At 71.4% G+C, this 21,202-nt stretch carries 17 protein-coding genes; 10 read left to right on the top strand and 7 right to left on the bottom strand.

Features of this window, described 5'->3' with window-relative positions:
* Positions 1 to 124: 124 nt before the first annotated feature.
* From JMJ55_RS00005 to JMJ55_RS00015, 3 genes are all read right to left on the bottom strand, one after another.
* The gene (locus JMJ55_RS00005) at positions 125 to 1,117 is read right to left on the bottom strand and encodes an SDR family oxidoreductase (protein ID WP_202823442.1); all 993 of its coding nucleotides are present in this window, start codon (positions 1,115 to 1,117) and stop codon (positions 125 to 127) included.
* 81 nt (positions 1,118 to 1,198) lie between these two features.
* Positions 1,199 to 2,203: an MORN repeat-containing protein gene (locus JMJ55_RS00010; RefSeq protein WP_202823443.1), complete on the bottom strand. Its 1,005-nt coding sequence runs from the start codon at positions 2,201 to 2,203 to the stop codon at positions 1,199 to 1,201.
* Positions 2,200 to 4,053: a serine/threonine-protein kinase gene (locus JMJ55_RS00015; protein ID WP_202823444.1), complete on the bottom strand. Its 1,854-nt coding sequence runs from the start codon at positions 4,051 to 4,053 to the stop codon at positions 2,200 to 2,202. Before JMJ55_RS00015 ends, JMJ55_RS00010 begins: the two co-directional genes overlap by 4 nt.
* A 218-nt stretch (positions 4,054 to 4,271) precedes the next feature.
* Here JMJ55_RS00015 and JMJ55_RS00020 point away from each other — a divergent pair, with 218 nt between their 5' ends.
* The gene (locus tag JMJ55_RS00020; protein ID WP_202823445.1) at positions 4,272 to 4,430 is read left to right on the top strand and encodes a hypothetical protein; all 159 of its coding nucleotides are present in this window, start codon (positions 4,272 to 4,274) and stop codon (positions 4,428 to 4,430) included.
* Positions 4,403 to 5,233 (top strand): formate/nitrite transporter family protein, encoded by an 831-nt coding sequence (locus JMJ55_RS00025; protein WP_202823446.1) that lies wholly within the window; start codon positions 4,403 to 4,405, stop codon positions 5,231 to 5,233. Before JMJ55_RS00020 ends, JMJ55_RS00025 begins: the two co-directional genes overlap by 28 nt.
* Before the next feature lie 7 nt (positions 5,234 to 5,240).
* Here JMJ55_RS00025 and JMJ55_RS00030 read toward each other — a convergent pair whose 3' ends face one another.
* Together JMJ55_RS00030 and kefF are read right to left on the bottom strand one after the other, a co-directional pair.
* The gene (locus tag JMJ55_RS00030; RefSeq protein ID WP_202823447.1) at positions 5,241 to 7,130 is read right to left on the bottom strand and encodes a monovalent cation:proton antiporter-2 (CPA2) family protein; all 1,890 of its coding nucleotides are present in this window, start codon (positions 7,128 to 7,130) and stop codon (positions 5,241 to 5,243) included.
* Between the two features lie 3 nt (positions 7,131 to 7,133).
* The gene (gene kefF / locus JMJ55_RS00035; RefSeq protein WP_202823448.1) at positions 7,134 to 7,679 is read right to left on the bottom strand and encodes a glutathione-regulated potassium-efflux system oxidoreductase KefF; all 546 of its coding nucleotides are present in this window, start codon (positions 7,677 to 7,679) and stop codon (positions 7,134 to 7,136) included.
* Between the two features lie 141 nt (positions 7,680 to 7,820).
* Here kefF and JMJ55_RS00040 point away from each other — a divergent pair, with 141 nt between their 5' ends.
* The 4 genes from JMJ55_RS00040 to JMJ55_RS00055 all read left to right on the top strand — a co-directional run bounded on the left by JMJ55_RS00040 (position 7,821) and on the right by JMJ55_RS00055 (position 13,681).
* Positions 7,821 to 8,318, top strand: coding sequence for a septal ring lytic transglycosylase RlpA family protein (locus JMJ55_RS00040; RefSeq protein WP_202823449.1), 498 nt, complete (start codon positions 7,821 to 7,823; stop codon positions 8,316 to 8,318).
* Positions 8,319 to 8,386: 68 nt separating this feature from the next.
* Positions 8,387 to 9,781: an MATE family efflux transporter gene (locus JMJ55_RS00045; protein WP_202823450.1), complete on the top strand. Its 1,395-nt coding sequence runs from the start codon at positions 8,387 to 8,389 to the stop codon at positions 9,779 to 9,781.
* 7 nt (positions 9,782 to 9,788) lie between these two features.
* Complete coding sequence (locus tag JMJ55_RS00050) at positions 9,789 to 10,280, top strand: M23 family metallopeptidase (RefSeq protein WP_202823451.1); 492 nt, start codon at positions 9,789 to 9,791, stop codon at positions 10,278 to 10,280.
* Positions 10,281 to 10,483: 203 nt separating this feature from the next.
* A complete protein-coding gene (locus JMJ55_RS00055; protein ID WP_202823452.1) occupies positions 10,484 to 13,681 on the top strand; it encodes a hypothetical protein in 3,198 nt (1,065 codons plus the stop codon).
* Between the two features lie 52 nt (positions 13,682 to 13,733).
* Here JMJ55_RS00055 and JMJ55_RS00060 read toward each other — a convergent pair whose 3' ends face one another.
* Entirely contained in the window at positions 13,734 to 15,203 is a 1,470-nt protein-coding gene (locus JMJ55_RS00060; protein ID WP_202823453.1) for a protein adenylyltransferase SelO, read from the bottom strand.
* A gap of 69 nt (positions 15,204 to 15,272) precedes the next feature.
* Positions 15,273 to 16,580 (bottom strand): NYN domain-containing protein, encoded by a 1,308-nt coding sequence (locus JMJ55_RS00065; RefSeq protein WP_202823454.1) that lies wholly within the window; start codon positions 16,578 to 16,580, stop codon positions 15,273 to 15,275.
* 152 nt (positions 16,581 to 16,732) lie between these two features.
* Between JMJ55_RS00065 and thrS the strand changes: the two genes are divergently transcribed.
* The 4 genes from thrS to rpsP all read left to right on the top strand — a co-directional run bounded on the left by thrS (position 16,733) and on the right by rpsP (position 21,190).
* Positions 16,733 to 18,682, top strand: a complete 1,950-nt coding sequence (gene thrS / locus JMJ55_RS00070) for a threonine--tRNA ligase (protein WP_202823455.1) — start codon at positions 16,733 to 16,735, stop codon at positions 18,680 to 18,682.
* Positions 18,683 to 18,762: 80 nt separating this feature from the next.
* Positions 18,763 to 19,275 (top strand): translation initiation factor IF-3, encoded by a 513-nt coding sequence (infC, locus tag JMJ55_RS00075; RefSeq protein WP_236033357.1) that lies wholly within the window; start codon positions 18,763 to 18,765, stop codon positions 19,273 to 19,275.
* Positions 19,276 to 19,432: 157 nt separating this feature from the next.
* Positions 19,433 to 20,830, top strand: coding sequence for a signal recognition particle protein (ffh, locus tag JMJ55_RS00080; RefSeq protein ID WP_202823456.1), 1,398 nt, complete (start codon positions 19,433 to 19,435; stop codon positions 20,828 to 20,830).
* A gap of 27 nt (positions 20,831 to 20,857) precedes the next feature.
* Positions 20,858 to 21,190, top strand: coding sequence for a 30S ribosomal protein S16 (rpsP, locus tag JMJ55_RS00085; RefSeq protein WP_202823457.1), 333 nt, complete (start codon positions 20,858 to 20,860; stop codon positions 21,188 to 21,190).
* The last annotated feature ends 12 nt before the right edge of the window (positions 21,191 to 21,202 follow it).

The following is a 21,202-nucleotide window of genomic DNA, read 5'->3' on the forward strand; positions in this document are numbered from 1 at the left end:
ATGCGCTGCCGCAGTTCACTCCAAACGAATGCCGAAGCTACTTCACCGCCGCAGGCTATGAGCCCGAATGATCGGATGCTGCTCTAGGCCAGGGCCGACCGGAAGCCGGCCCTGCCTGACGCTACTACGGCTGGCCGGAGCCGCCGGCCGCGCCATAGACCTGGCCCGTGGCATAGCTGGCATCCGCCGCGGCGAGCTGGACATAGATCGAGGCCAGCTCGACCGGCTGCCCCGGCCGGCCAAAGGGCGTCTGGCTACCGAAGCTCTCCAGCTTCTCCATCGTCGCCCCGCCGCTGACCTGGAGCGGCGTCCAGATCGGCCCCGGCGCCACGCCATTCACCCGAATGCCCTTGGACGCCAGCTGCTTCGCCAGCGACTTCACGTAGCTCATCGTCGCCGCCTTGGTCTGGGCATAGTCATAGAGCTCGGCCGAGGGGTCATAGGCCTGCTCGGAGGTGGTGCCGATGATGGCCGAGCCAGGCTGCATGTGCGGCAGCGCCGCCTTGATGATCCAGAAGGGCGCGTAGATGTTGGTCTTCATCGTGGCGTCGAAATCCTCGCTGCTGATGTCGAGGATCGAGGCGCGGGTCTGCTGTCGCGCCGCATTGTTGACCAGGATGTCGAGCCCGCCGAGGCCGCGCACCGCCTCCGCGACCAGGCGGGTGCAGAAGGCTTCCTCCCGCAGGTCGCCGGGGATGCCGATGCCGATGCGCCCCTCCGCCTTGATCAGGGCGAGGACCTCGGCGGCATCCTCTTCCTCATTGGGGAAGTAGTTGATCGCCACATCGGCGCCCTCGCGGGCATAGGCGATGGCGGCGGCGCGGCCCATGCCGGAATCGCCGCCGGTGATGAGGGCCTTGCGTCCGGCCAGCCGGCCGGAGCCGCGATAGCTGGTCTCGCCATGATCCGGCCGCGGATCCATTTTGGAGGCGAGGCCAGGCCAGGGCTGGGACTGCTTGGCGAAGGGTGGCTTCGGGTATTTCGCCCTTGGGTCGGCCAGGGGCTGGCCGGTCGAGGTGGCGGCCTGGCCGAGGCCCGGCGCAGCGGCGGCCGCTGCGAGGCCGAGGCCGGTGCTGCCCACGGCCTGGCGCCGCGAGAGGGGGTTGCCGTTCGTCATGCTGCTGTCCCTTCCTGGGAGAGAAAGCAGCCAACGGGGTGCGGAGGGTGACGTTGCCGGCCTTTCCCCCTCAGCAACCGCTCAGCAATTTCCCGGGCCGGGGAGGATGCGGAAGATGCCGCGCTCGGTCGCCAGGCAGCCGCCGGTCATCCGCCCCTCGAAGCGGGTGCCGTCGCCGGCGACCAGCACGCCGGGGCCACTCGGCAGGTCGTCCACGAATTGGCCGCTGAAGCGGGCGCCGTTGCGATAGGCCTCGGTGCCCTGGCCGTTGCGGCGGTCATTGCGCCATTCGCCCTCATAGACGCCGCCGGACCAGGTCATGACGCCCTGGCCGTTCCGCTGGTCGTCGCGCCACATGCCGTCATAGCGGTCGCCGCTCTGGTAGATCTGCACGCCGCGGCCGTTGCGACGGTCATTGCGCCATTCGCCGGAATAGACGCCATAGCCATCCTGCTGCCGGCCCTCGCCGGTGCGGACGCCATTCACCCATTGCCCGTCATATTCCGGCCCCCGCGGCCAGGAGCGGGAGCCGCGGCCATTGGGCAGGTTGCCCCGGATCTCGCCCTGGTAGGTGCTGGCATCGCCGAAGCGGATGGTGCCGGTGCGGGCGATGCCGCCGGCGAATTCGGCCTCGAGATGCGCCCCGTTGGCGAGGCTGATATTGGCCGGTCCCTCCAGCTTGCCGCCGGCGAAGCGGCCTTGGGTCAGGCTGACCACCGCATCGCCGTTCCGCCGCAGCAGCTCCCCGGTGCCATTGGCGACGCCGTTGCTGCAGGGGCCGGACCATTCCAGCGCCTCGCCCGGCTGGAGGTCGGGCGCCCAGATGCCGCAGCGGGCGCGGCTGTCCATGACCAGGCCGCGCGATGCCGGCTCGGCCGGCTGGGTGGAGACCGGGGTGGCTTCGTCGCGCGGGGCGCGCTCCTCGCGGGGCGGCCGGGGGCGAGGGGCAGGGGCGGCGCGCGGCGTGGGGGCCGGCCGGGCCGCAGGTGCCGCGGGCCGCGGGGCCGGTGCCTCCTCCTCGAAGGTGACGGCGGCCAGGGCCGGGCCGGCCAGCAGCGCCAGCAATGTGCCGAGCGGCAGCCTCATGGCCCGGGCACCGTATGCAGCAGCACGACCCGCACCGCGGCCCGCCCGCCTTCCTGCTGCGCATCGCGCAGCGCGCCGGTCAGGGCGATGTTGAAATCCTCGATCCGCTCACCGCGCCGGCGGAGCATGAAGAGCGGCCGTTCGGTGGCGATCACCACCAGCATGTCGGCGCCGAAGGGCGCCGTCGCGGCCCAGCGGTTGCCGTCGCCGAAGGCCACCGCGCTGCGCGGCGCCTGCGGCACGCCGCCCTGGACCAGATGCCCGACCTCGCCCGCTTCGGTGACATAGGCGATGTGCAGCCGCGCCGGCCAATCGGGCGTGGTGACGCTGAAGCGCAGCGCCTGGCCGCCGCGCAGCGGGTTGGGGCTGGTGAAGCGGAGGTTGGGCGCCTCCTCGCCCAGCACGGCGACCGGCCGCACCGCGTCGAGCGTCGCGCAATAGGGGGCGTCGAAATTATCGAGCGCGAGCCGCGCCGCGCCGGGCGCGAGGCCGGCGCCATCCAGGCTGCGGCGGACCGCCTCGACCGAGGCGGTGCGGGCGAGGCCGCCGACCGCAATCTCCCGTCCCGTGACCGCGACCCGTAGCAGGCTGCAAGGCTCCTCCCGGATGGTGGCGGCCAGGGCGGCGAGATCGGGCTCGGGCGGCGCCAGGCTGGGCGGGACCGGGGGCGGCGCGGCAGGCGTGGGTGGCGGGGCCGGCATGGCGACCGGGGCCGGCTGGGCGGCGATCGGGGCCGGGGCGGGCGGAGGCGGCGGGACGGCGGCCGCCTGTTGCGCCGGCGGCGGGGTTGGCCGGCGGCTGCCCAGCATCATGCTGCCGCCGATCAGCAGGGCGAGGATCACCACGCCGCCGCCCAGCGCCGGCAGCAGCAGGCGCCGCCCGCGCGAGGGCTCGGGCGGCAGGCGCCGGCGCGGCGGCGCGCTGACCACGGTGCCGTCCTCGGTCGGATGGCGCGGCGCCGCGGTGCCGCCCGCGGCGGCAGCGGCGACCGCGCGTTGCAGGGCGGCGGCGAATTCGGCGGCGGAGGCGAAGCGGTCCTCCGGCAGCTTGGCCATGGCGCGGGCCACCACGGCATCGATCTCGGGCGAGCCGGTCGGCGTGCCATGGCGGGAGGGCGGCACCGGATCGGTGTTCAGCACCTTCTGCATGATCGAGGTGATGCCGCCGCCGAACGGCTTTTCTCCGGTGAGCATCTGATAGAGCACGACGCCGGCGGCCCAGATATCGGCCCGCGCATCCACCGTTTCGCCACGCAACTGCTCGGGCGCCATATAGGCCGGCGTGCCCATCATGGTGCCGATCTGGGTGATCGAGGAATTCTCCAGCCGCGCGATGCCGAAATCGGCGATCTTCAGCATCCCCGCCGGGGTGAGCATCAGATTGGCCGGCTTGATGTCGCGATGGACGACGCCGCGCGCATGGGAATAGCCGAGGCCTTCCAGCAGCTGCGTCATCAGCGCGAGGATCTTCGGCAGCGGCAGCTTCTCGCCGGCATCGAGCAGCGCCTTGAGCGACCCGCCCTCGACCAGCTCCATCACGATCCAGGCCTGCTCGGCATTCTCGCCATAGTCGAAGACGGCGACGATGTTCGGGTGATTGAGCCCGCCGGCGGCACGGGCGCCACGGCGGAAGCGGGCGATGGCCTCCGCCGTCTCGGCATCCTCGACCGCGGGCAGGCTCACCAGCTTCAGCGCCACCCGGCGTTCGATCAGCCGGTCGAAGGCCTCATGCACCACCGTGCCCGCGCCGGTGCCGAGCGTGCCGCGCAACAGATAACGCCCGGCGATCTCCACCTGGCCGCTGCCGGGCCGCGCGGCCGATCCTGCCTTCAGCGCCCCACTAGGATGCATCACCCAGATCCAATTGCCGGAGGGCGCGGAGATTGCAGGTTACAACCGATACCCAGCAAGCGCATGGCGGTTGTGGTCCGCTTCCCTGCACAAGATGTGACCGGAGATTCTGCCGATAAACCAATAAGTTGTGAAACCGTTTGGAATGCTTCTACCGAAGCCGATGCGAGTTATGGCCAGCAACTCGCGATGCCGCCGCCCGTTTGGGATGGCACGCCATGTTCACCGCCCTGATCATCCTCCTCCTCGCCGGACTCGGCCTCCTGCTGCTGCAGCGGCTGGAATTCCGCAGCGTCTTTCCCCGCCGCGCGGCGCGGCGTGCCACCCGCGCCAGCCAGCGGGAGGAGTCATGGAAGGCGGACAAGGGAGAGGGCTGAAGGCCAGCGAGCACGAGGATGTCGAGGCCCTCTCGGCGCCCCGCTCGACCGTCCTGCACGAGGTCGTCCGTCGCCAGGGCGAGGAGGAGCTGAGGCGGCCGAACGGCTCGCTCTTCTGGTCCGGCATCGCCGGCGGCATCACCATCATGGCTTCGGTGATCGCCCAGGGCTCTCTGCTGCACAAGCTGCCGGCTAGCCTGCCCTGGCGCGATGCGGTGGCCGATCTCGGCTACAGCCTCGGCTTCCTGATGGTCATCCTCGGGCGGATGCAGCTTTTCACTGAACAGACCATCGTCACCGTCCTGCCGGTGATGGCAGCGCCGAGCTGGACCAAGCTCGGCGGCACCGCGCGGCTCTGGGCCATCGTCTTCATCGGCAACATGATCGGCGCCTGCATCGCCGCCGCGATCAATGTGCATGCCCACCTGATGGGCCCGGAGCTGCTGGAGTCCATGCTGGAGGTCTCGCGCAAGCTGCTGGCGAAGGACTGGACCGCGCTGCTGCTGCAGGGCGTGCCGGCCGGCTTCCTCATCGCCTCCATCGCCTGGATCCGCGCTGGTATCGCCCAGGGCGACATCGCCATCATCGTCGCGCTGACCACCGCCATCGCGCTCGGCGACTTCACCCATGTGGTGGCCGGCAGTGCCGAGGCCTTCCTGCTGGCCTGGAGCGGCGAGATCGGCTTCGGCCATGCGCTGGGCGGCCTCATCCTGCCGGCGCTGATCGGCAACGTCCTCGGCGGCACCGGGCTGTTCACCCTGCTGGCCTATGCCCAGGTCCGGCAGGAGCTGAACGGGGGCTGAGCCCGGTTCAACCCGCCTTGTCCCGCTCGGCGGCGTCGCGGCGCACTTCCTCCACCAGGCTGCGGGTATCCCAGCCCTCGTCGAGCGCGATGCGGCCGCGGACCTGGTCGCGTTCCAGCACGCCGACCAGCTGCTCCGCCGCCTCCCGCACCGCGAGGCGGTAGCGCCCGTCATCGTCGCGGATCGCGCCCAGCCGGTGCAGCGCCCGCAGGTCGTGGCGGCGGAACAGCCGCCCCACCCGCGCCGCCTCATAGGCTGGCAGGCCGAGCCGGCGCAGCGCCTCCACCCCCAGCTCCAGCGCCGAGCCGAAGGTCTCCCGCACCATGCCATCCGCCCCGGCTTCCAGCACCGCATAGGCATGGGTCCGGTCGGTGGCGCGGGCCAGGATCTGTGCCTGGGGGAAGTGCCGCCGCACGGTATGGATGATCGAGAGCGTGGTCTCCGGCGCATCGGTCGCCACCACGACCAGCGCCGCCTCCGCCGCGCCCGCCGCCTGCAACAGGTCGAGCCGCGTGGCATCGCCGTAGAAGACCCGGTAGCCGAAGCGGCGCAGCGTCTCGATCGTCTCCATATCGTGGTCGAGCACGGTGACGGGCTGGCCCTGGGCCAGCAGCAGCCGGCCGACGATCTGCCCGAAGCGGCCGAAGCCGGCGATGATGACGCTGCCCTGCGGCTCGACCGCATCCGGCTCCGGCGGCAGGTCCGTCCCGGCGAGGCGGTCGGCGAGCCGGCCATAGGCCATCATCAGCAGCGGCGTCACCGGCATCGACAGGGCGACGACGGAGACGAGGAGGCTCGCCTCGGCCGCCGGCAAAACGCCGTTCTGGGTGGCGAAGGCGAGCAGGACAAAGGCGAATTCGCCGCCCTGCGAGAGCACCAGCGCGGTCAGCAGGATCTCGGTCCGCGGCCGCCGCGCCAGCAGCCCCAGCCCCGCCAGCACCGCCGCCTTCACCAGCACCAGCAGCAGCACGAGGCCGGCGACCGTGAGCGGCGCGCCCGCGACCTGGGCGAAATCGATCCCGGCCCCGACCGAGAGGAAGAACAGGCCGAGCAGCAGCCCCTTGAAGGGCTCGATATCGCCCTCGAGCTCGTGGCGGAACTCGCTATCGGCCAGGACCACGCCGCCGAGGAAGGCGCCGAGCGCGGGCGAGAGCCCGACCGTCTCCATCAGCAGCGCGATGGCGATGACGAGCAGCAGGGCGGTGGCGGTGAAGATCTCCCGCAGATGCGTGCCCGCGACCAGGCGGAAGACCGGGCGCGTCAGCACCCGCCCGCCCAGCACCACGATGGCGACGGCGCCCAGCACCGCGAGGGCATGGGCCCAGGGCGGCAGGGTCTCGATCCAGCCGCCCGCATGTGCGCCGCCAGCGGCCCCGGCCGGGGCGAGGGCGAGCAGCGGCAGCACCGTCAGGATCGGGATGACCGAGACATCCTGGAACAGCAGCACGGCGAAGGTGGTCTCGCCGCCGCCGGTCTTCAGCAGCCCGCGCTCGGCCAGGATCTGCAGCGCGATGGCGGTCGAGGACATGGCGAGGATGAGCCCCGCCGCCAGCGCCATGCGCCAGTCGAAGCCGAAGGCGAGGCCGATGGCAGCAACCGCCAGCGCCGTCAGCCCGACCTGCATCCCGCCCGCGCCGAGCACCGGCCCGCGCATCGCCCAGAGCCGGGCCGGGCGCAGTTCCAGCCCCACCAGGAACAGCATCATGACCACGCCGAATTCGGCGAAATGCATCACCGCCCCGGCATCGCCTGCGAGATGCAGGCCGAAGGGCCCGATCGCCACCCCGGCGAGCAGGTAGCCGAGCACCGAGCCGAGGCCGAGCCGCTTGGCGATCGGCACCGCCGCCACCGCGGCGAGGAGATAGACGAAGGCCTGGCCTAGGAATCCCTCACCCATCGCTCAGGCCTCCACCGCGTCGCGCAGTCGCGCCAATCGGGCGGCGTAGTCGGTGGCGCGTTCCGCCAGCGCCTCCGGCCCCAGCAGATGCGTGCCGTGCAGGATGAAGGGCGGCAGCCAGCGCATGCGGCAGAGCCGCGCCGTCGCCTCGAAGGGACGGAGGAATTCCGTGATGGCGTGGCGGTTCATCCCCTCCGGCCCATAGGCCTCCTCGGTGCCGCCGGCGGTGACCGCCGAGAGCAGGGTCTTGCCGGCCAGGGCGGTGCCCTCGCGGCCATAGGCGAAGCCGTGTTCCAGGACCAGGTCCTGCCATTCCTTCAGGATGGCCGGCGAGGAATACCAATAGACCGGGTGCTGGAAGACGATGACGTCATGCTCCAGCAGCAGTGCCTGCTCGCCCTCGACATCGATCAGGAAGTCCGGATAGGCCTCATACAGGTCGTGCAGCCGGACGCCCTCCACCGCGGCCGCGGCGGCGGTCAGCGCGGCATTGGCGCGGGAGCGGCGGCGGGCGGGATGGGCGAGCAGCACGAGGATGCGCTGGGGCATACGGGGCACCTGTCCAGGGAGGGCGCAAACTCGTTGGCAGCCATGCCCCTGGTCAAGCCGGCCATTCGGCGCGGCGGTCGGGAACCGGATCGGTTGCCAGGCGTCCTTCGGGCCGGGACCGTCACGACCCGAGGAGACCTCATGCCCCGCGCCCCGGCCGCCGCCCTGCTGCTCGCCGCCTCCCTGGCCGCCTGCGCCAGCCAGCCGCCCCTATCGCCGCCCGTCCAGGCGCCCGAGGCCGCGGCGCCGGCACAGCAGGGCCAAGCCTCCTTCTACGGACCAGGCTTCGAGGGCAAGAAGACGGCGAGCGGCGAGCGCTTCGACCCCGGTTCCGACACGGCGGCGCATCGCACCCTGCCGCTCGGCACGGTCGCCGAGGTGACCAATCTTCGGACCGGCCAGCGGGCCCGCGTCACCATCCGCGACCGCGGCCCCTATGTGCGCGGGCGGGTGATCGATGTGACGCCGCGCGTCGCCGACCGCCTGGGCATGCGCCAGCAGGGCGTGGCGCCGGTACAGGTCACGCCGATCGCCGTGCCGGGCCAGGGGAGGACGCAGCGGACGACGCAGGGTACGACGCAGGACGCGGCGCCGGCGGCGACCACCACGACGACGGCGACAGCCGACGCGACGCCTTGACAGGCTTTAATAACGTCCGCCATTTTTGGCGTTGATGGTGACGTTCGCCATCAAAACCGGAGATGGCGATGCACATCCAGCCCTCGCGTGCCGACCTGGCCGCGCCGCCGCTGCGCTCGGCACTCAGCCCGCGCACGCGGCTGCTGCTGGAAGGGCGGGTGGTGCCGACCCTGCTGCGGCTCGCCTGGCCGAACACGCTGGTCATGCTGGCCCAGGCCTCGGTCGGGCTGATCGAGACCTGGTGGGTCGGGCAGTTGGGGACCGAGGCGCTGGCCGGGATGGCGCTGGTCTTTCCCGGCTTCATGATGATGCAGATGCTCTCGGGCGGGGCGATCGGCGGCGGCATCGCCTCCGCCATCGCCCGGGCGCTGGGCGCCAATCGGCGCGAGGATGCCGATGCGCTCGTGCTGCATGCGCTGGTGGTGAATGTCGCGCTCGGCCTGGTCTTCACCGGCCTGCTGCTCGGCTTCGGCGCGGCGCTCTATGCGGCGCTGGGCGGGGAGGGCGAGGCGCTGCAGGCCGCGCTGCTCTATTCGGACGTCGCCTTCGGCGGGGCGGTGCTGACCTGGATCGGCAATGCCTTCGCCAGCGTGCTGCGTGGCACCGGGACGATGCTGCTGCCCTCGGTCGCCATCATCGCCGGCGTGGTGCTGCTGGTGCCGCTCTCGCCGCTGCTGATCTTCGGCTGGGGGCCGGTGCCGGCGCTCGGCATCGCCGGGGCGGGCTGGGCGGTGGTGGCGGGCAGCGCGCTTTCGGCCCTGCTGCTGGGCTGGGCGGTCTGCACCGGGCGGAGCCCAGCCCGGCTGCGGCCCGCGCGGCTGCGCTGGGCGCTGTTCCGCGACATCCTGGGCGTCGGCGCGGTCGCCTCGGTCAGCACCTTGCAGACCACGCTGACCATCGCGCTGACCACCGCGGTCGTCGCCCGTGCCGGCGGTACCGATGCGGTGGCCGGCTATGGCACCGGGACGCGGCTGGAATACCTGCTGATCCCGCTGGTCTTCGGGCTGGGCGCGCCGCTGGTGGCAATGGTCGGGACCAATATCGGCGCCGGGCAGACGGCGCGGGCGCTGCGCATCGCGCTGACCGGCGGGGCCCTCGCCTTCCTGGTGACCGAGGCGGTGGGGCTGGCGGCGGCGGCCTGGCCGGAAGCCTGGCTTGGCCTGTTCGGCGCCGAGCCGGCGATGCTGGCGACGGGCGCCGCCTATCTGCGCCTGGTCGGGCCGGCCTATGGCTTCTTCGGCCTCGGCCTTTCGCTGTATTTCGCCTCGCAGGGGGCGGGTCGGCTGGGCTGGCCGCTGCTGGCTGGGCTGCTGCGGCTGGTGGTCGCGGTCGGCGGCGGCTGGCTGGCGCTGCGACTCGGCGGCTCGCTGGACTGGGTCTTCGCGGCCCTTGCCCTCGGACTGTGCACCTATGGGATCGTGTTGACGACGGTGATTGCGGCCGGGAGCTGGTCCCGCCGTTAGGGACGGCATGACGAGGACACGGACGCATATCCGGGCGGCGGCGCTGGCCGGCTTGCTGCCGCTGCTGGCGGCGGCGGGGCCGGCGCCCGAGCTCCGGCCGCCTTTTGCCCAGTCCTGCATCTCCTCGCCCTTCGGGGCGCGGGAGGGAGCGGGGCCGCGTGCCTCCCGCCTGCATGGCGGCATCGACATACCGGCCCCGGCTGGCGCCTGGGTCCAGGCGGCAGCGGCGGGCGAGGTCGTGGCCATCCGCCGCCGCAGCGCGCGGGGGCTGGAGGTCGATCTCCGCCATCCGGGTGGCTGGGTGACGCGCTACGCGCATCTCGGCACGGTAGTCCCTGCGCTGGCGGGCGGGCGGCGGCAGTTGGCACAAGGGGAGCGGCTGGGCCGAGTCGGGCGCAGCGGCATCACCTACGGCACGCATCTGCATTTCGAGCTGCTGGCCGATGGCGAACGCATCGATCCGGCGGCGCGGCTGCCCCTGCCGGCCTGCGGGCGCTGAAACGGCTCGCCCCCGGCATGATCGCCAGGGCTTGATAGCGGGAGCGTGACAGAGCGGCCTCGCGACCGCGGGGAATGGTATACACTTCCTTACCGGGGCGACGAGGAGACAGGCCGATGGGTATGGAGTGGCAGCGCGCCAGCCTTTGGCGCCGATCGGCTGCGCGCCTCGATGCATCCTTCCTCGAGCCGGGGGAGGTGCGCATGCCGCCGCCGCGCCGGCCGCGCCCGCCGGCGGTGGACATCTCCGCCAGCGAGGAGGCCGAGAGCAATGCCCGCCATGCCCGGGCCCGGCTGCGGGAGCAGTTCCGCGACCGGGTGACCTCGGTGGAGATGGGCGTGCTCGGCCTCGGCGGCATCGCGCTGGCGAGCCTGTTGAACCAGGAGGGGCTGCGGCGCGAGGAGGGGGCTCAGGCGAGCCCGATCGCGCCCGGCACCGTGCCGTCCCCTGGCGACATCGCGGAGGCAACGCCCGGCGCCCCGGCCGGCAGCGCGGCCCTACAGGAGGAGCAGCGGGCCGATGCGATCGGCTGGTCCGCCATCATCGCCGATATCGGCGGCGGCCGCCGTGCGCTGCGCGGCACCACCATCATCCCGAGCGTCACCTATCGGGCCTCGCTGGAGAGCGAGGCAGCCGCGGCCAAACCCGCGCCCGGCAGCCTGTTCTCCTCGGGCCGTAGCGGCACCGAGGGCACGACTGTCGTGAAGGCGGTGGTGCTGGCTGATGCGGCGGCGGGTCTCGTCCATGCCGATATGGCCGCGGCCGGCCAGGCCGCCGATCTGGACCCATCGGCCCTGGCCGTGCTGGCGGGGCAGACGGATCTGGCCCGGGCCAGGCTGGTCGAGACCGGCCCGACCAAGGCGCAGCCCGTGGCGGCCACCGCGACCGATGCCGCTAAGCCGGCCGCCGCCATGCCTCTGCAGCCCGGATCGGCCGCCGACGCGCCGCGGGCGGAGGCGGTGGTGATGATGGAGAAGCCGCCCAGCATCGCCACCAGCGCGCCGGTGAAGCAGGAGGCCGCGCCGCCACCGCGCAGCACCCCGGTCGAGAGCAATCCGGCGCCGGTCGAGGCGCATGGCGACGAGGTCGCCGCGACGACGCCCCAGAAATCCGCGCCTGTCCCGCAGCCGGTGAAGCAGGTCGCGGTGGTGACGCCGGTCCTCGACACGGTCAGCAAGCCGCAGCTGGATGACGCGCCGGCCTCCCCCCAGCATGCCGCGAGCGGGGATCATCAGGCCCCGGTTACGGTGAAGGTCCCGCCGGTCCAGACCGTATCCGACACGGTTGATCGCGGACTCGGCCCGATGGAGGCCGCCATGCAGCAGGCGGCCGACCCCGTGGCGGGGGCGGTGGCGGTCGGCCTCGGTGCCATCGTGGTGGCTGCCGTGGATACGGCGCTGGCCGATACGGCCACCACGGTGAAGGATGCCGTTACCCAGGCCACGACCGGGCTGGGCAAAGGTGTGGCCGATACAGTCGGCGCGGCGACTCATGGCCAGGATGTCGCGGCCACGGCTTCCGATCACGGCCAGGCGGTGGCCGGCTTGGCCGGCCAAGTGACAGGCAAGGAGGTCGCCGGAGTTGGCCTGACGAAGCCGGCGGCCGATGTGGCGACGGGCAACCCCGTCTCGGATCTGGTCGGTCACCTGACCGGCAAGGATGTTGCCGCGGGCGGCGTGACGAAGCCGGCCGCCGATGCGACGGGGCCGGGCAACCCGATTTCCGACCTGGCCAGCCATGTCACCGGCAAGGACGTTGCCGCGGCCGGCCTGACTAAGCCGGCCGTCGATGCGACGGGGCCGGGCAACCCGATCTCCGACTTGGTCGGCCATGTCACCGGCAAGGACGTCATCGCGGATGGCGCGGCGAAGCCGGCGGCCGATGCGACGGGGCCGGGCAACCCGATCTCCGACTTGGTCGGCCATGTCACCGGCAAGGACGTTGCCGCGGGCGGCCTGACGAAGCCGGCCGTCGATGCGACGGGGCCGGGCAACCCGATCTCCGACTTGGTCGGCCATGTCACCGGCAAGGATGTTACTGCGGGTGGCGTGACGAAGCCGGCGGTCGATGCGACGGGGCCGGGCAACCCGATTTCCGATCTGGTCAGCCATGTCACCGGCAAGGACGGTGCTGCGGGTGGCGTGACGAAGCCCGCGGTCGATGCGACGGGGCCGGGCAACCCGATTTCCGACCTGGTCAGCCATGTCACCGGCAAGGACGTCATCGCGGATGGCGCGGCGAAGCCGGCGACCGATGCGGCGGGGCCGGGCAACCCGATTTCCGATCTGGTCAGCCATGTCACCGGCAAGGACGTTGCCGCGGATGGCGCGGCGAAGCCGGCGGCCGATGCGGCGGGGCCGGGCAATCCGGTCTCGGATCTGGTCAGCCATGTCACCGGCAAGGACGTCATCGCAGATGGCGCGGCGAAGCCGGCGGCCGATGCGGCGGGGCCGGGCAATCCGGTCTCGGATCTGGTCAGCCATGTCACCGGCAAGGACGTCATCGCAGATGGCGCGGCGAAGCCGGCGGCCGATGCGACGGGGCCGGGCAACCCGGTTTCGGATCTGGTCAGCCATGTCACCGGCAAGGACGTCATCGCGGATGGCGCAACGAAGCCGGCGGCCGAGGCGGCGACGCCGGGCAATGCCGCCCCTGGCCTGATCGATCATGGCACCGGACCGGCCGCGTCGGCGGACCCGCCCGGGAAGGCAACCGATGGCCCGGTCGCCGATCTGCTCGACCACTTTACCGGGCAGGATAAGGCGGCGTCTCCGCCTGCGAAGACCGCGGCCGAGGGCACTCCCGCGGCGACTGCGGCCTCGAACGGGCTGGATCACGCCCCCGGCCAAGCCGTCGCCAACGGCCATGCGGCGAAGGGTGGCGACGCACCTGCGGCCGGCGGCAACCCGGTCGCCGCCCTGCCCGACCACCCGACCGGGAAGGACAGCCCTGCGGCGCAGCCGGTCAAGACGGCCGGCGATCCGACCCCGGCCCCCAAGCCGATCGCAGACGCGGCGGATCACGGTGCCGGCCCGGCCGTGGCCGCCGGTCATCCCGCCCAGGCTGCTGATCCGGCGGTGCCGGCCAATCCCGTCACCGATCTGCTTCAGACCGTCACGGACAAGGCCACCGCCACCGATCAGCCACCCGGCCTGGACCACGCCACGCCGGCCAGCCCCGCGGTGGTCCATGCGGACCCTGTGACTCCGGCCGATACGACGCTGTCACCCCTGGTGCAGCTCGTGCTGCATACGGATGACCTCTTCCTCTTCCCGACGACCGAGACCGCCGTGCCGGACGGGCATCTCCTGGTGATAGGACCCGACCACGCGCTGCATCCGCTGCCGTCGGAGGCGATGGAGCACATGCTGTTGGCCCATCTGGACCACCCGCTGATATAGGGACCCTTGGGCAAGGCCGATCCGCTTCGGCCTTGCCCGATCCCCCTGACGGTCAGGTGCCACAGAAGGTCTGCAGCACCCGCTGCTCCGGCTCGGGCGGGGCGGCATAGGCGGCGAAATGGGGCTGGTCCTCGAAGGGCCGCGCCAGCACCGCCAGCAGCTCCTCGAAGGGGGCGAAATCCTCGCGCTCCGTCGCGGCAGCCAGCGCCGCCTCCACCCGGTGGTTGCGCGGGATGAAGGCCGGGTTCACCGCCCGCATCGCCGCGGCGCGTTCGGCCGGCGTCGCACTCTCCGCCTCCACCCGGGCCCGCCAGCGCGGCGCCCAGCCGGCATAGCCGGGGAAAAGCGCGACCAGCGCCGCATCGCCGGCCGGGTCGGCCGCTGCCTCGGCCAGGAAGCGGAAGGTCAGCGTGAAATCCGCACTGCCCTCGGCCATGGCGCCGAGCAGCTCGCCGACCAGCGCCGCATCCTCCTCGCCCGCCGTCGCCAAGCCGAGCTTCCGCCGCATCCCGTCCAGCCAGGCGCCCTGGAATTGCGGGACATAGGCGGCCAGCGCATCCTGCGCCGCGCTCATCGCCTTGTCCTCGTCGTCGGACAGGAGCGGCAGCAGGGCCTCCGCCAGCCGGGCCAGGTTCCATTGGGCGATGCGCGGCTGGTTGCCATAGGCATAGCGCCCGGCATGGTCGATGGAGCTGTAGACGGTCGCCGGGTCGTAATGGTCCATGAAGGCGCAGGGGCCGTAATCGATGGTCTCGCCGGAGATGGCGCAGTTGTCGGTATTCATCACCCCGTGAATGAAGCCGATCTGCATCCATTGCGCGATCAGCCGTGCTTGGCGGCCGATCACCCCCTCCAGCAGGGCGAGATAGGGGGAGGGGGCCGCAGCCGCCTCCGGATAGTGGCGGGCGATCACATGGTCGGCCAGCAGCCGCACCGCCTCCAGATCGCCGCGGGCGGCGAAATACTGGAAGGTGCCGACGCGGATATGGCTGGCGGCGACCCGCGTCAGCACTGCGCCCGGCAGCGCCGTCTCGCGGAAGACCGATTCGCCGGTGGTGACGGCGGCGAGGCTGCGGGTGGTCGGCACGCCGAGCGCCGCCATCGCCTCGCTGATGATGTATTCGCGCAGGACCGGGCCGATCGCCGCCCGCCCGTCGCCGCCGCGCGACCAGGGGGTGCGGCCGGAACCCTTGAGCTGGAGGTCCCGCCGCTGCCCGTCGCGCCCCACCACCTCGCCCAGCAGGATGGCGCGGCCATCGCCGAGCTGCGGGTTGAAATGGCCGAATTGATGGCCGGCATAGGCCTCGGCGATGAAGGCCGAGCCTTCCGCCACCCGGTTGCCGGCGAGGATCTCCACCCCCTCCGGGCTCGCCAGCGCGGCGGGATCGAGGCCGAGCTGCTCGGCGAGCGGGGTGTTCAGTCGGACCAGCCGTGGCGCCGCAACCGGCTTCGGGGCCTCGCGCGAATAGAAGCGCTCCGGCAGCTGGGCATAGAGGGTGTCGAAGGGGATCCGGACGGACATGGGCATGGCCTCCCCGGCGGGACTCGCCGCGCCGGCTTAAACACTAGGATCATGGAACGCCGTCCGGCGTCAGGGTTCCTCGGCGGCCATGGCCTCGGTCGGGCGCGGCGCCGGCAGGCCAAGCCAGTTGCGCAGCGCGGCCAGGGTCTCGGGCGGCAGGCGCAGCCCGGCTGCGGTAGCCTGGCGGGTGAGGGTGGCATAGAGGAAGCGGGCCAGCCGGGCGGCGCTGTCATCCGGCCGGGCCGCCGGCTGCCAGTCGAAGCGGCCGCGCTGCAGCCAGGACACCACCGCCTCCACCGCCCCGGCCGGGATGTCGAAGCCGGCGGCGATGCCTTCCGCGACCAGCGCCGCCCGCTGCTCCGGCCCCGGCGCGGCCGGGAGGGGCAGCAGTGCGGCGAGCCGGTCGAGCAGGAAGCCCATCTCCTCCGCGCCCAGCCGCGGCAACTCCTCGCCCAGCGCCGCGCGCAGCTCCGTCAGGGAGCGGGGATCGGGTTCGGACTCTGGCGCCGGCTCCGGCTGGGCGAGGGAGGGTCGCTCATGCCGGTTCGGGTCATAGAGCCAGCCGCCGCCCGGCCCCGCCTCCAGCGCCAGGTCGCGCGCGCCTTCGATCAGCTTGGCCAGCGTCCCCGCCCCGCCGAAGCGGCTGCGGCGGACCCAGGCGCCGCATTCCTCATGGATGCGCTTGCCGAGCACCGGCAGGTGCAGCGGCACGGGCGAGGCGGCGACCATGCGGCGCAGTGCCTCCAGGATCGCGGCGCGCTGGGCCTCGGGCTCGGCCGGGTCGGGGATGCGGTCGGGCCCGGAGGCGGGTTCGGGCGGCAGGGCGGCAAGGGCGAATTCACCGAGCGGGATCACCTGGTCGGCCGCGGCGCGGAAGGCCGGTGCCGAGGCGTCCTGGGTGACGACCAGGACCCGCCGGTCATGCTCCCGCAGCCGGTGCAGCAGCGGGGTGAAGTCGCTGTCGCCGGAAAGGATCACGACCTCCTCGAAGCGGGTGGGATGGGCGAGCGCGTCCACCACATCCAGCGCCATGACGATATCGGCGGCGTTCTTCAGCCGTGCGAGGCGCGGACAATCCACCACGCTGAAGCCGGCGCGGACGAAATCCGGGCGGAAGCGGCTGTAGAAGAGCCGCGGCTGGCCGAGCCATTGCGCCAGCTCCCCGCCCTGCTCCGGCTCGATCCAGCCGGCCGGGTTCAGGTAGCAGCGGCGGACCAGGAAGCGCCGCGGCCCGCCCGGCGCGGCCTCGGCCAGCCAGGTGAGCCAGCGGCCGGGATTGGAGGCGAAATTCCAGGCGGCAGCCTCGTCCAGCGCAGCGAGGCCGGCGAAGACATTATCGAAGTCGACATACAGGGCGGCGCGGCGCGGCTCCGTCAAAGGCTGGTCTTTCCTCCCCGCGCGGCTTGAATTGGCCGCAGGTTGCAAACAATTAGGTCCGCCCGGGCGGCAAGCAAGCGTGCCGCTTGACGGGAGCCGCGCGCGCTGGCCATGGTCCGCGCCCCGCCAGACCCAAGGATACAGCCAGAGCCATGCCCGCGATCACCCTGCCCGATGGTTCCGTCCGCGCCTTCGACGGGCCGGTGACGGGCACCACCGTCGCGGCGGCGATCGGCCCCGGCCTCGCCAAGGCGGCGCTGGCCATGCAGGTCGATGGCGTGACGCGCGACCTCGCCATGCCGATCGAGCGCGATGCCAGCCTGCGCTTCATCACGCGCCGCGACCCCGAGGCGCTGGAGATGATCCGGCACGATGCGGCGCATGTGCTGGCCGAGGCCGTGCAGGCGCTCTATCCCGGGACGCAGGTGACGATCGGGCCCTCGATCGAGAACGGCTTCTACTACGACTTCGCCCGCAACGAGCCCTTCACGCCGGAGGATTTCGCCGCGATCGAGGCGAAGATGCGGGAGATCGTCTCGCGCAACGCGCCCTTCGTGCGGTCCGTGATGCCGCGCGAGGAGGCGATCGCCTTCTTCGAGGCGCGGGGCGAGAAATACAAGGCGCAGCTCATCCGCGACCTGCCGGAGACGGAGGAGATCAGCCTCTATTCGCAGGGCGACTGGATCGACCTCTGCCGCGGCCCGCATATGCGCGGCACGGGGGATGTCGGCACGGCCTTCAAGCTGATGAAGGTGGCCGGCGCCTATTGGCGGGGCGACCACCGCAACGCCATGCTGAGCCGCATCTACGGCACGGCCTGGCGCGACCAGAAGGAGCTCGACGCCTATCTCCACCAGATCGAGGAGGCGGAGAAGCGCGACCACCGCAAGATTGGCCGCGAAATGCACCTCTTCCACCTGCAGGAGGAGGCAACGGGGAGCATCTTCTGGCATCCGAAGGGCTGGAAGCTCTACCGGGCGCTCGAGGATTATATGCGCCGGCGGCTGGACGCGACGCACTACCAGGAGGTGCGGACGCCGCAGCTGCTGGACCGGAAGCTCTGGGAAGCCTCCGGCCATTGGGAGAAATTCCGCGAGGCGATGTTCATCGCGCGCGTCGAGGATGAGGACGAGAAGGATCGGGTCCTCGCCCTGAAGCCGATGAACTGCCCCTGCCATGTGCAGATCTTCAACCAGGGGCTCCGCAGCTACCGCGAGCTGCCGCTGCGCATGGCGGAATTCGGCAGCTGCCACCGCTATGAGCCGTCCGGGGCGCTGCATGGCATCATGCGCGTCCGGGCCTTCACGCAGGACGACGCGCATATCTTCTGCACCGAGGAGCAGATCGCCGCCGAGACGGTCGAATTCGTGGCGCTGCTCTCCTCCATCTACCGCGACCTCGGCTTCTCCGAATTCCGGGTGAAGTTCAGCGACCGGCCGGCGATGCGGGCCGGCACGGACGAGGTCTGGGATCAGGCGGAGGGTGCGCTGCGCGAGGCCTGCCGGACGGCGGGCGTCGAATACACGCTGAACCCGGGCGAGGGCGCCTTCTACGGCCCGAAGCTGGAATTCGTGCTCCGCGACGCGATTGGTCGCGACTGGCAATGCGGCACGCTGCAGGTGGATTTCGTCCTGCCGGAGCGGCTGGGGGCGGAGTATGTGGCGGAGGATGGGTCGCGGAAGCGCCCGGTGATGCTGCACCGTGCCATCCTCGGCAGCTTCGAGCGCTTCATCGGCATCCTGATCGAACAGCATGCCGGGCGCTTCCCGCTCTGGCTGGCGCCGGTCCAGGTGGTGGTGACGACCATCGTCTCGGACGCCGACGGCTATGCGCGTGAGGCGGCGGCGGCGTTGGCCAAGGCCGGGCTGCGGGTCGAGCTCGACCTGCGGAACGAGAAGATCAACCGCAAGGTGGTCGATCATATCGACCAGCGCGTGCCGGTGCTGGCGGTGGTCGGGCGGCGCGAGGCGGAGGAGCGGACGCTGGTGCTGCGCCGCCTGCCGGGCCGCGAGCAGCAAGCCCTGCCTCTGGAGGAGGCGGTTCGCCTCCTCGCCACTGAGGCGATGCCGCCGGATCTTGCACGGACGGTTGCAGCGGAGTGAGTCAAGCCCCATAAAATGGGCTGCCACCCCTTTCACAACGACAGGAGAGTACCATAGCCAGAGGCCCCGTTTCAAACCAGCTGCCGACCCGCGACGGCCCCCGGGTCAACGAGGATATCCGTGTCCCGCAGGTCCGGCTCATCGACCAGGACGGCGAGATGATCGGCGTGATGTCGGCGCGCGATGCCATGCTGCGGGCCTTCGAGGTCGGCATGGACCTGCTGGAGATCAGCCCGAACGCCGTGCCGCCGGTCTGCAAGATCACCGACTACGGCAAATACAAATACGAACAGCAGAAGAAGGCCAACGAGGCCCGGAAGCGCCAGAAAGTCGTCGAGATCAAGGAAGTCAAGGTCCGTCCGAACATCGACGACCATGACTACGAGGTCAAGATGCGCCAGATGAAGAGCTTCATCGGCGAGGGCGACAAGGTGAAGGTTACGCTCCGCTTCCGCGGCCGCGAGATGGCGCACCAGGATCTGGGCATCAAGGTTCTCGAGCGGATCCGGGTCGAGCTCGGCGAGACCATCAAGGTTGAGCAGATGCCGCGGCTGGAAAACCGCCAGATGATCATGGTGCTGGCACCGAAATAGTCTGAGACTTGACGCGGTGGGCGCCAAGGCTTAGGCGTCCTCCCCTCGGGTTGCCCCGAACCAGACGGTCCCCTGCCGGGCAGGGGGCTCCGCCGCTCCGCGAAGACTCGCGCAGCGGCGCGTTCTGTTTTGGGCGGGCCGAACATAAAGGGTTACCATGTTCGAGGCATTGTCCAGCAAGCTGAACGGGGTCTTCGACCGGCTGCGCCGCCGCGGCGCGCTGTCCGAGGCCGACGTGAACGAGGCGCTGCGCGAGGTGCGCGTGGCGCTGCTGGAGGCCGATGTCGCCCTGCCGGTGGTGAAGGACCTCACCACCAAGGTCCGTGAGCGGGCGGTCGGCGTCGAGGTGCTGAAAAGCGTCTCCCCGGCCCAGCAGGTCATCAAGATCGTCAACGACGCTCTGGTCGAGGCGCTGGGCGGTGGCGAGGGCGATAGCGGGGCGCGGGGGCTCGACCTCAATGCGCCGTCGCCGGTGCCGATCCTGATGGTCGGCCTCCAGGGTTCGGGCAAGACCACGACCTCGGGCAAGATCGCGCTGCGGCTGAAGAACCGCGAGAAGAAGAAGGTCCTCCTCGCCTCGCTCGACGTCCACCGTCCGGCGGCGCAGCTGCAGCTGGAGACGCTGGCGAAGCAGGTGGGCGTGGCCTCCCTGCCGATCGTCGCCGGCGAGACGCCGTTGCAGATCGCGGCCCGCGCCATGGATCTCGGCCGGCGCGAGCTCTTCGACGTGGTGGTGCTGGACACCGCCGGGCGGCTGGCCATCGACGAGGCGTTGATGGACGAGGTCGCGCAGGTCAAGGCGGCGACGCGGCCGCATGAGACGCTGCTCGTCGTCGATGCCATGACCGGCCAGGATGCCGTCAACACGGCGCGGGCCTTCCAGGACAAGGTCGGCGTCAGCGGCATCGTCATGACGCGGATCGACGGCGATGCGCGCGGCGGCGCGGCGCTGTCGATGCGGGCGGTGACGGGTGCGCCGATCAAGCTGCTGGGCGCGGGCGAGAAGCTCGATGCGCTGGAGGACTTCCACCCCGACCGCATCGCCGGGCGCATCCTGGGAATGGGCGACATCGTCTCGCTCGTCGAGCGGGCGGCGGAGACCATCGACCAGGCGGAAGCCGAGAAGATGGCGGCCCGGATGCAGAAGGGCCAGTTCAACCTCGAGGACTATGCCAATCAGTTGAAACAGATCGGCAAGATGGGCTCGCTCTCCGGCATCCTCGGCATGCTGCCGGGCATCGGCAAGATGAAGCAGCAGATCGAGGGCGCCAATCTCGACCAGACCATCCTCAAGCGACAGGCCGCCATCATCGGCAGCATGACCCCGAAGGAGCGGCGGGCGCCGGATATCATCAAGGCCTCGCGCAAGCGGCGGATCGCCGCCGGCAGCGGGGCCACGGTGCAGGAGGTCAATCGCCTCCTCAAGCAGTTCGACGAGATGTCCGCGATGATGAAGCGGATGAACAAGCTCGGCCAGAAGGGGCTGATGCGGGGTGGCCTCGGCGCCCTGCTCCCCAAGGGGATGAACCTCCCTGGCGGCCGGAAGCCTTTCTAGAACCCTCTACGGAGTAGAAGCAGGACCATGGGTCTCAAGATTCGCCTCGCCCGCGCCGGCGCCAAGAAGCGTCCCTACTACCACATCGTGGTGGCCGACAGCCGCAGCCCGCGCGACGGCCGCTTCATCGAGAAGGTCGGCAGCTACAACCCGATGCTGCCCTCCGACCATGCCGACCGCATCCGGCTGCTCGATGAGCGCATCAAGCATTGGCTGGGCGAGGGCGCCGTCGCCACCGACCGCGTCGCCAAGTTCCTCGGCAAGGCCGACCTGGCGCCGATGCCGGAGTTCCGTGAGCAGCCGAAGCAGTCCGCGCCGAAGAAGAAGGCGCAGGAGCGCGCCGCGGCCGCGGCCGGCTGACCAAAGGAGGCT

This window comes from Belnapia mucosa, from assembly GCF_016775475.1.
Lineage (GTDB): Bacteria > Pseudomonadota > Alphaproteobacteria > Acetobacterales > Acetobacteraceae > Belnapia > Belnapia mucosa.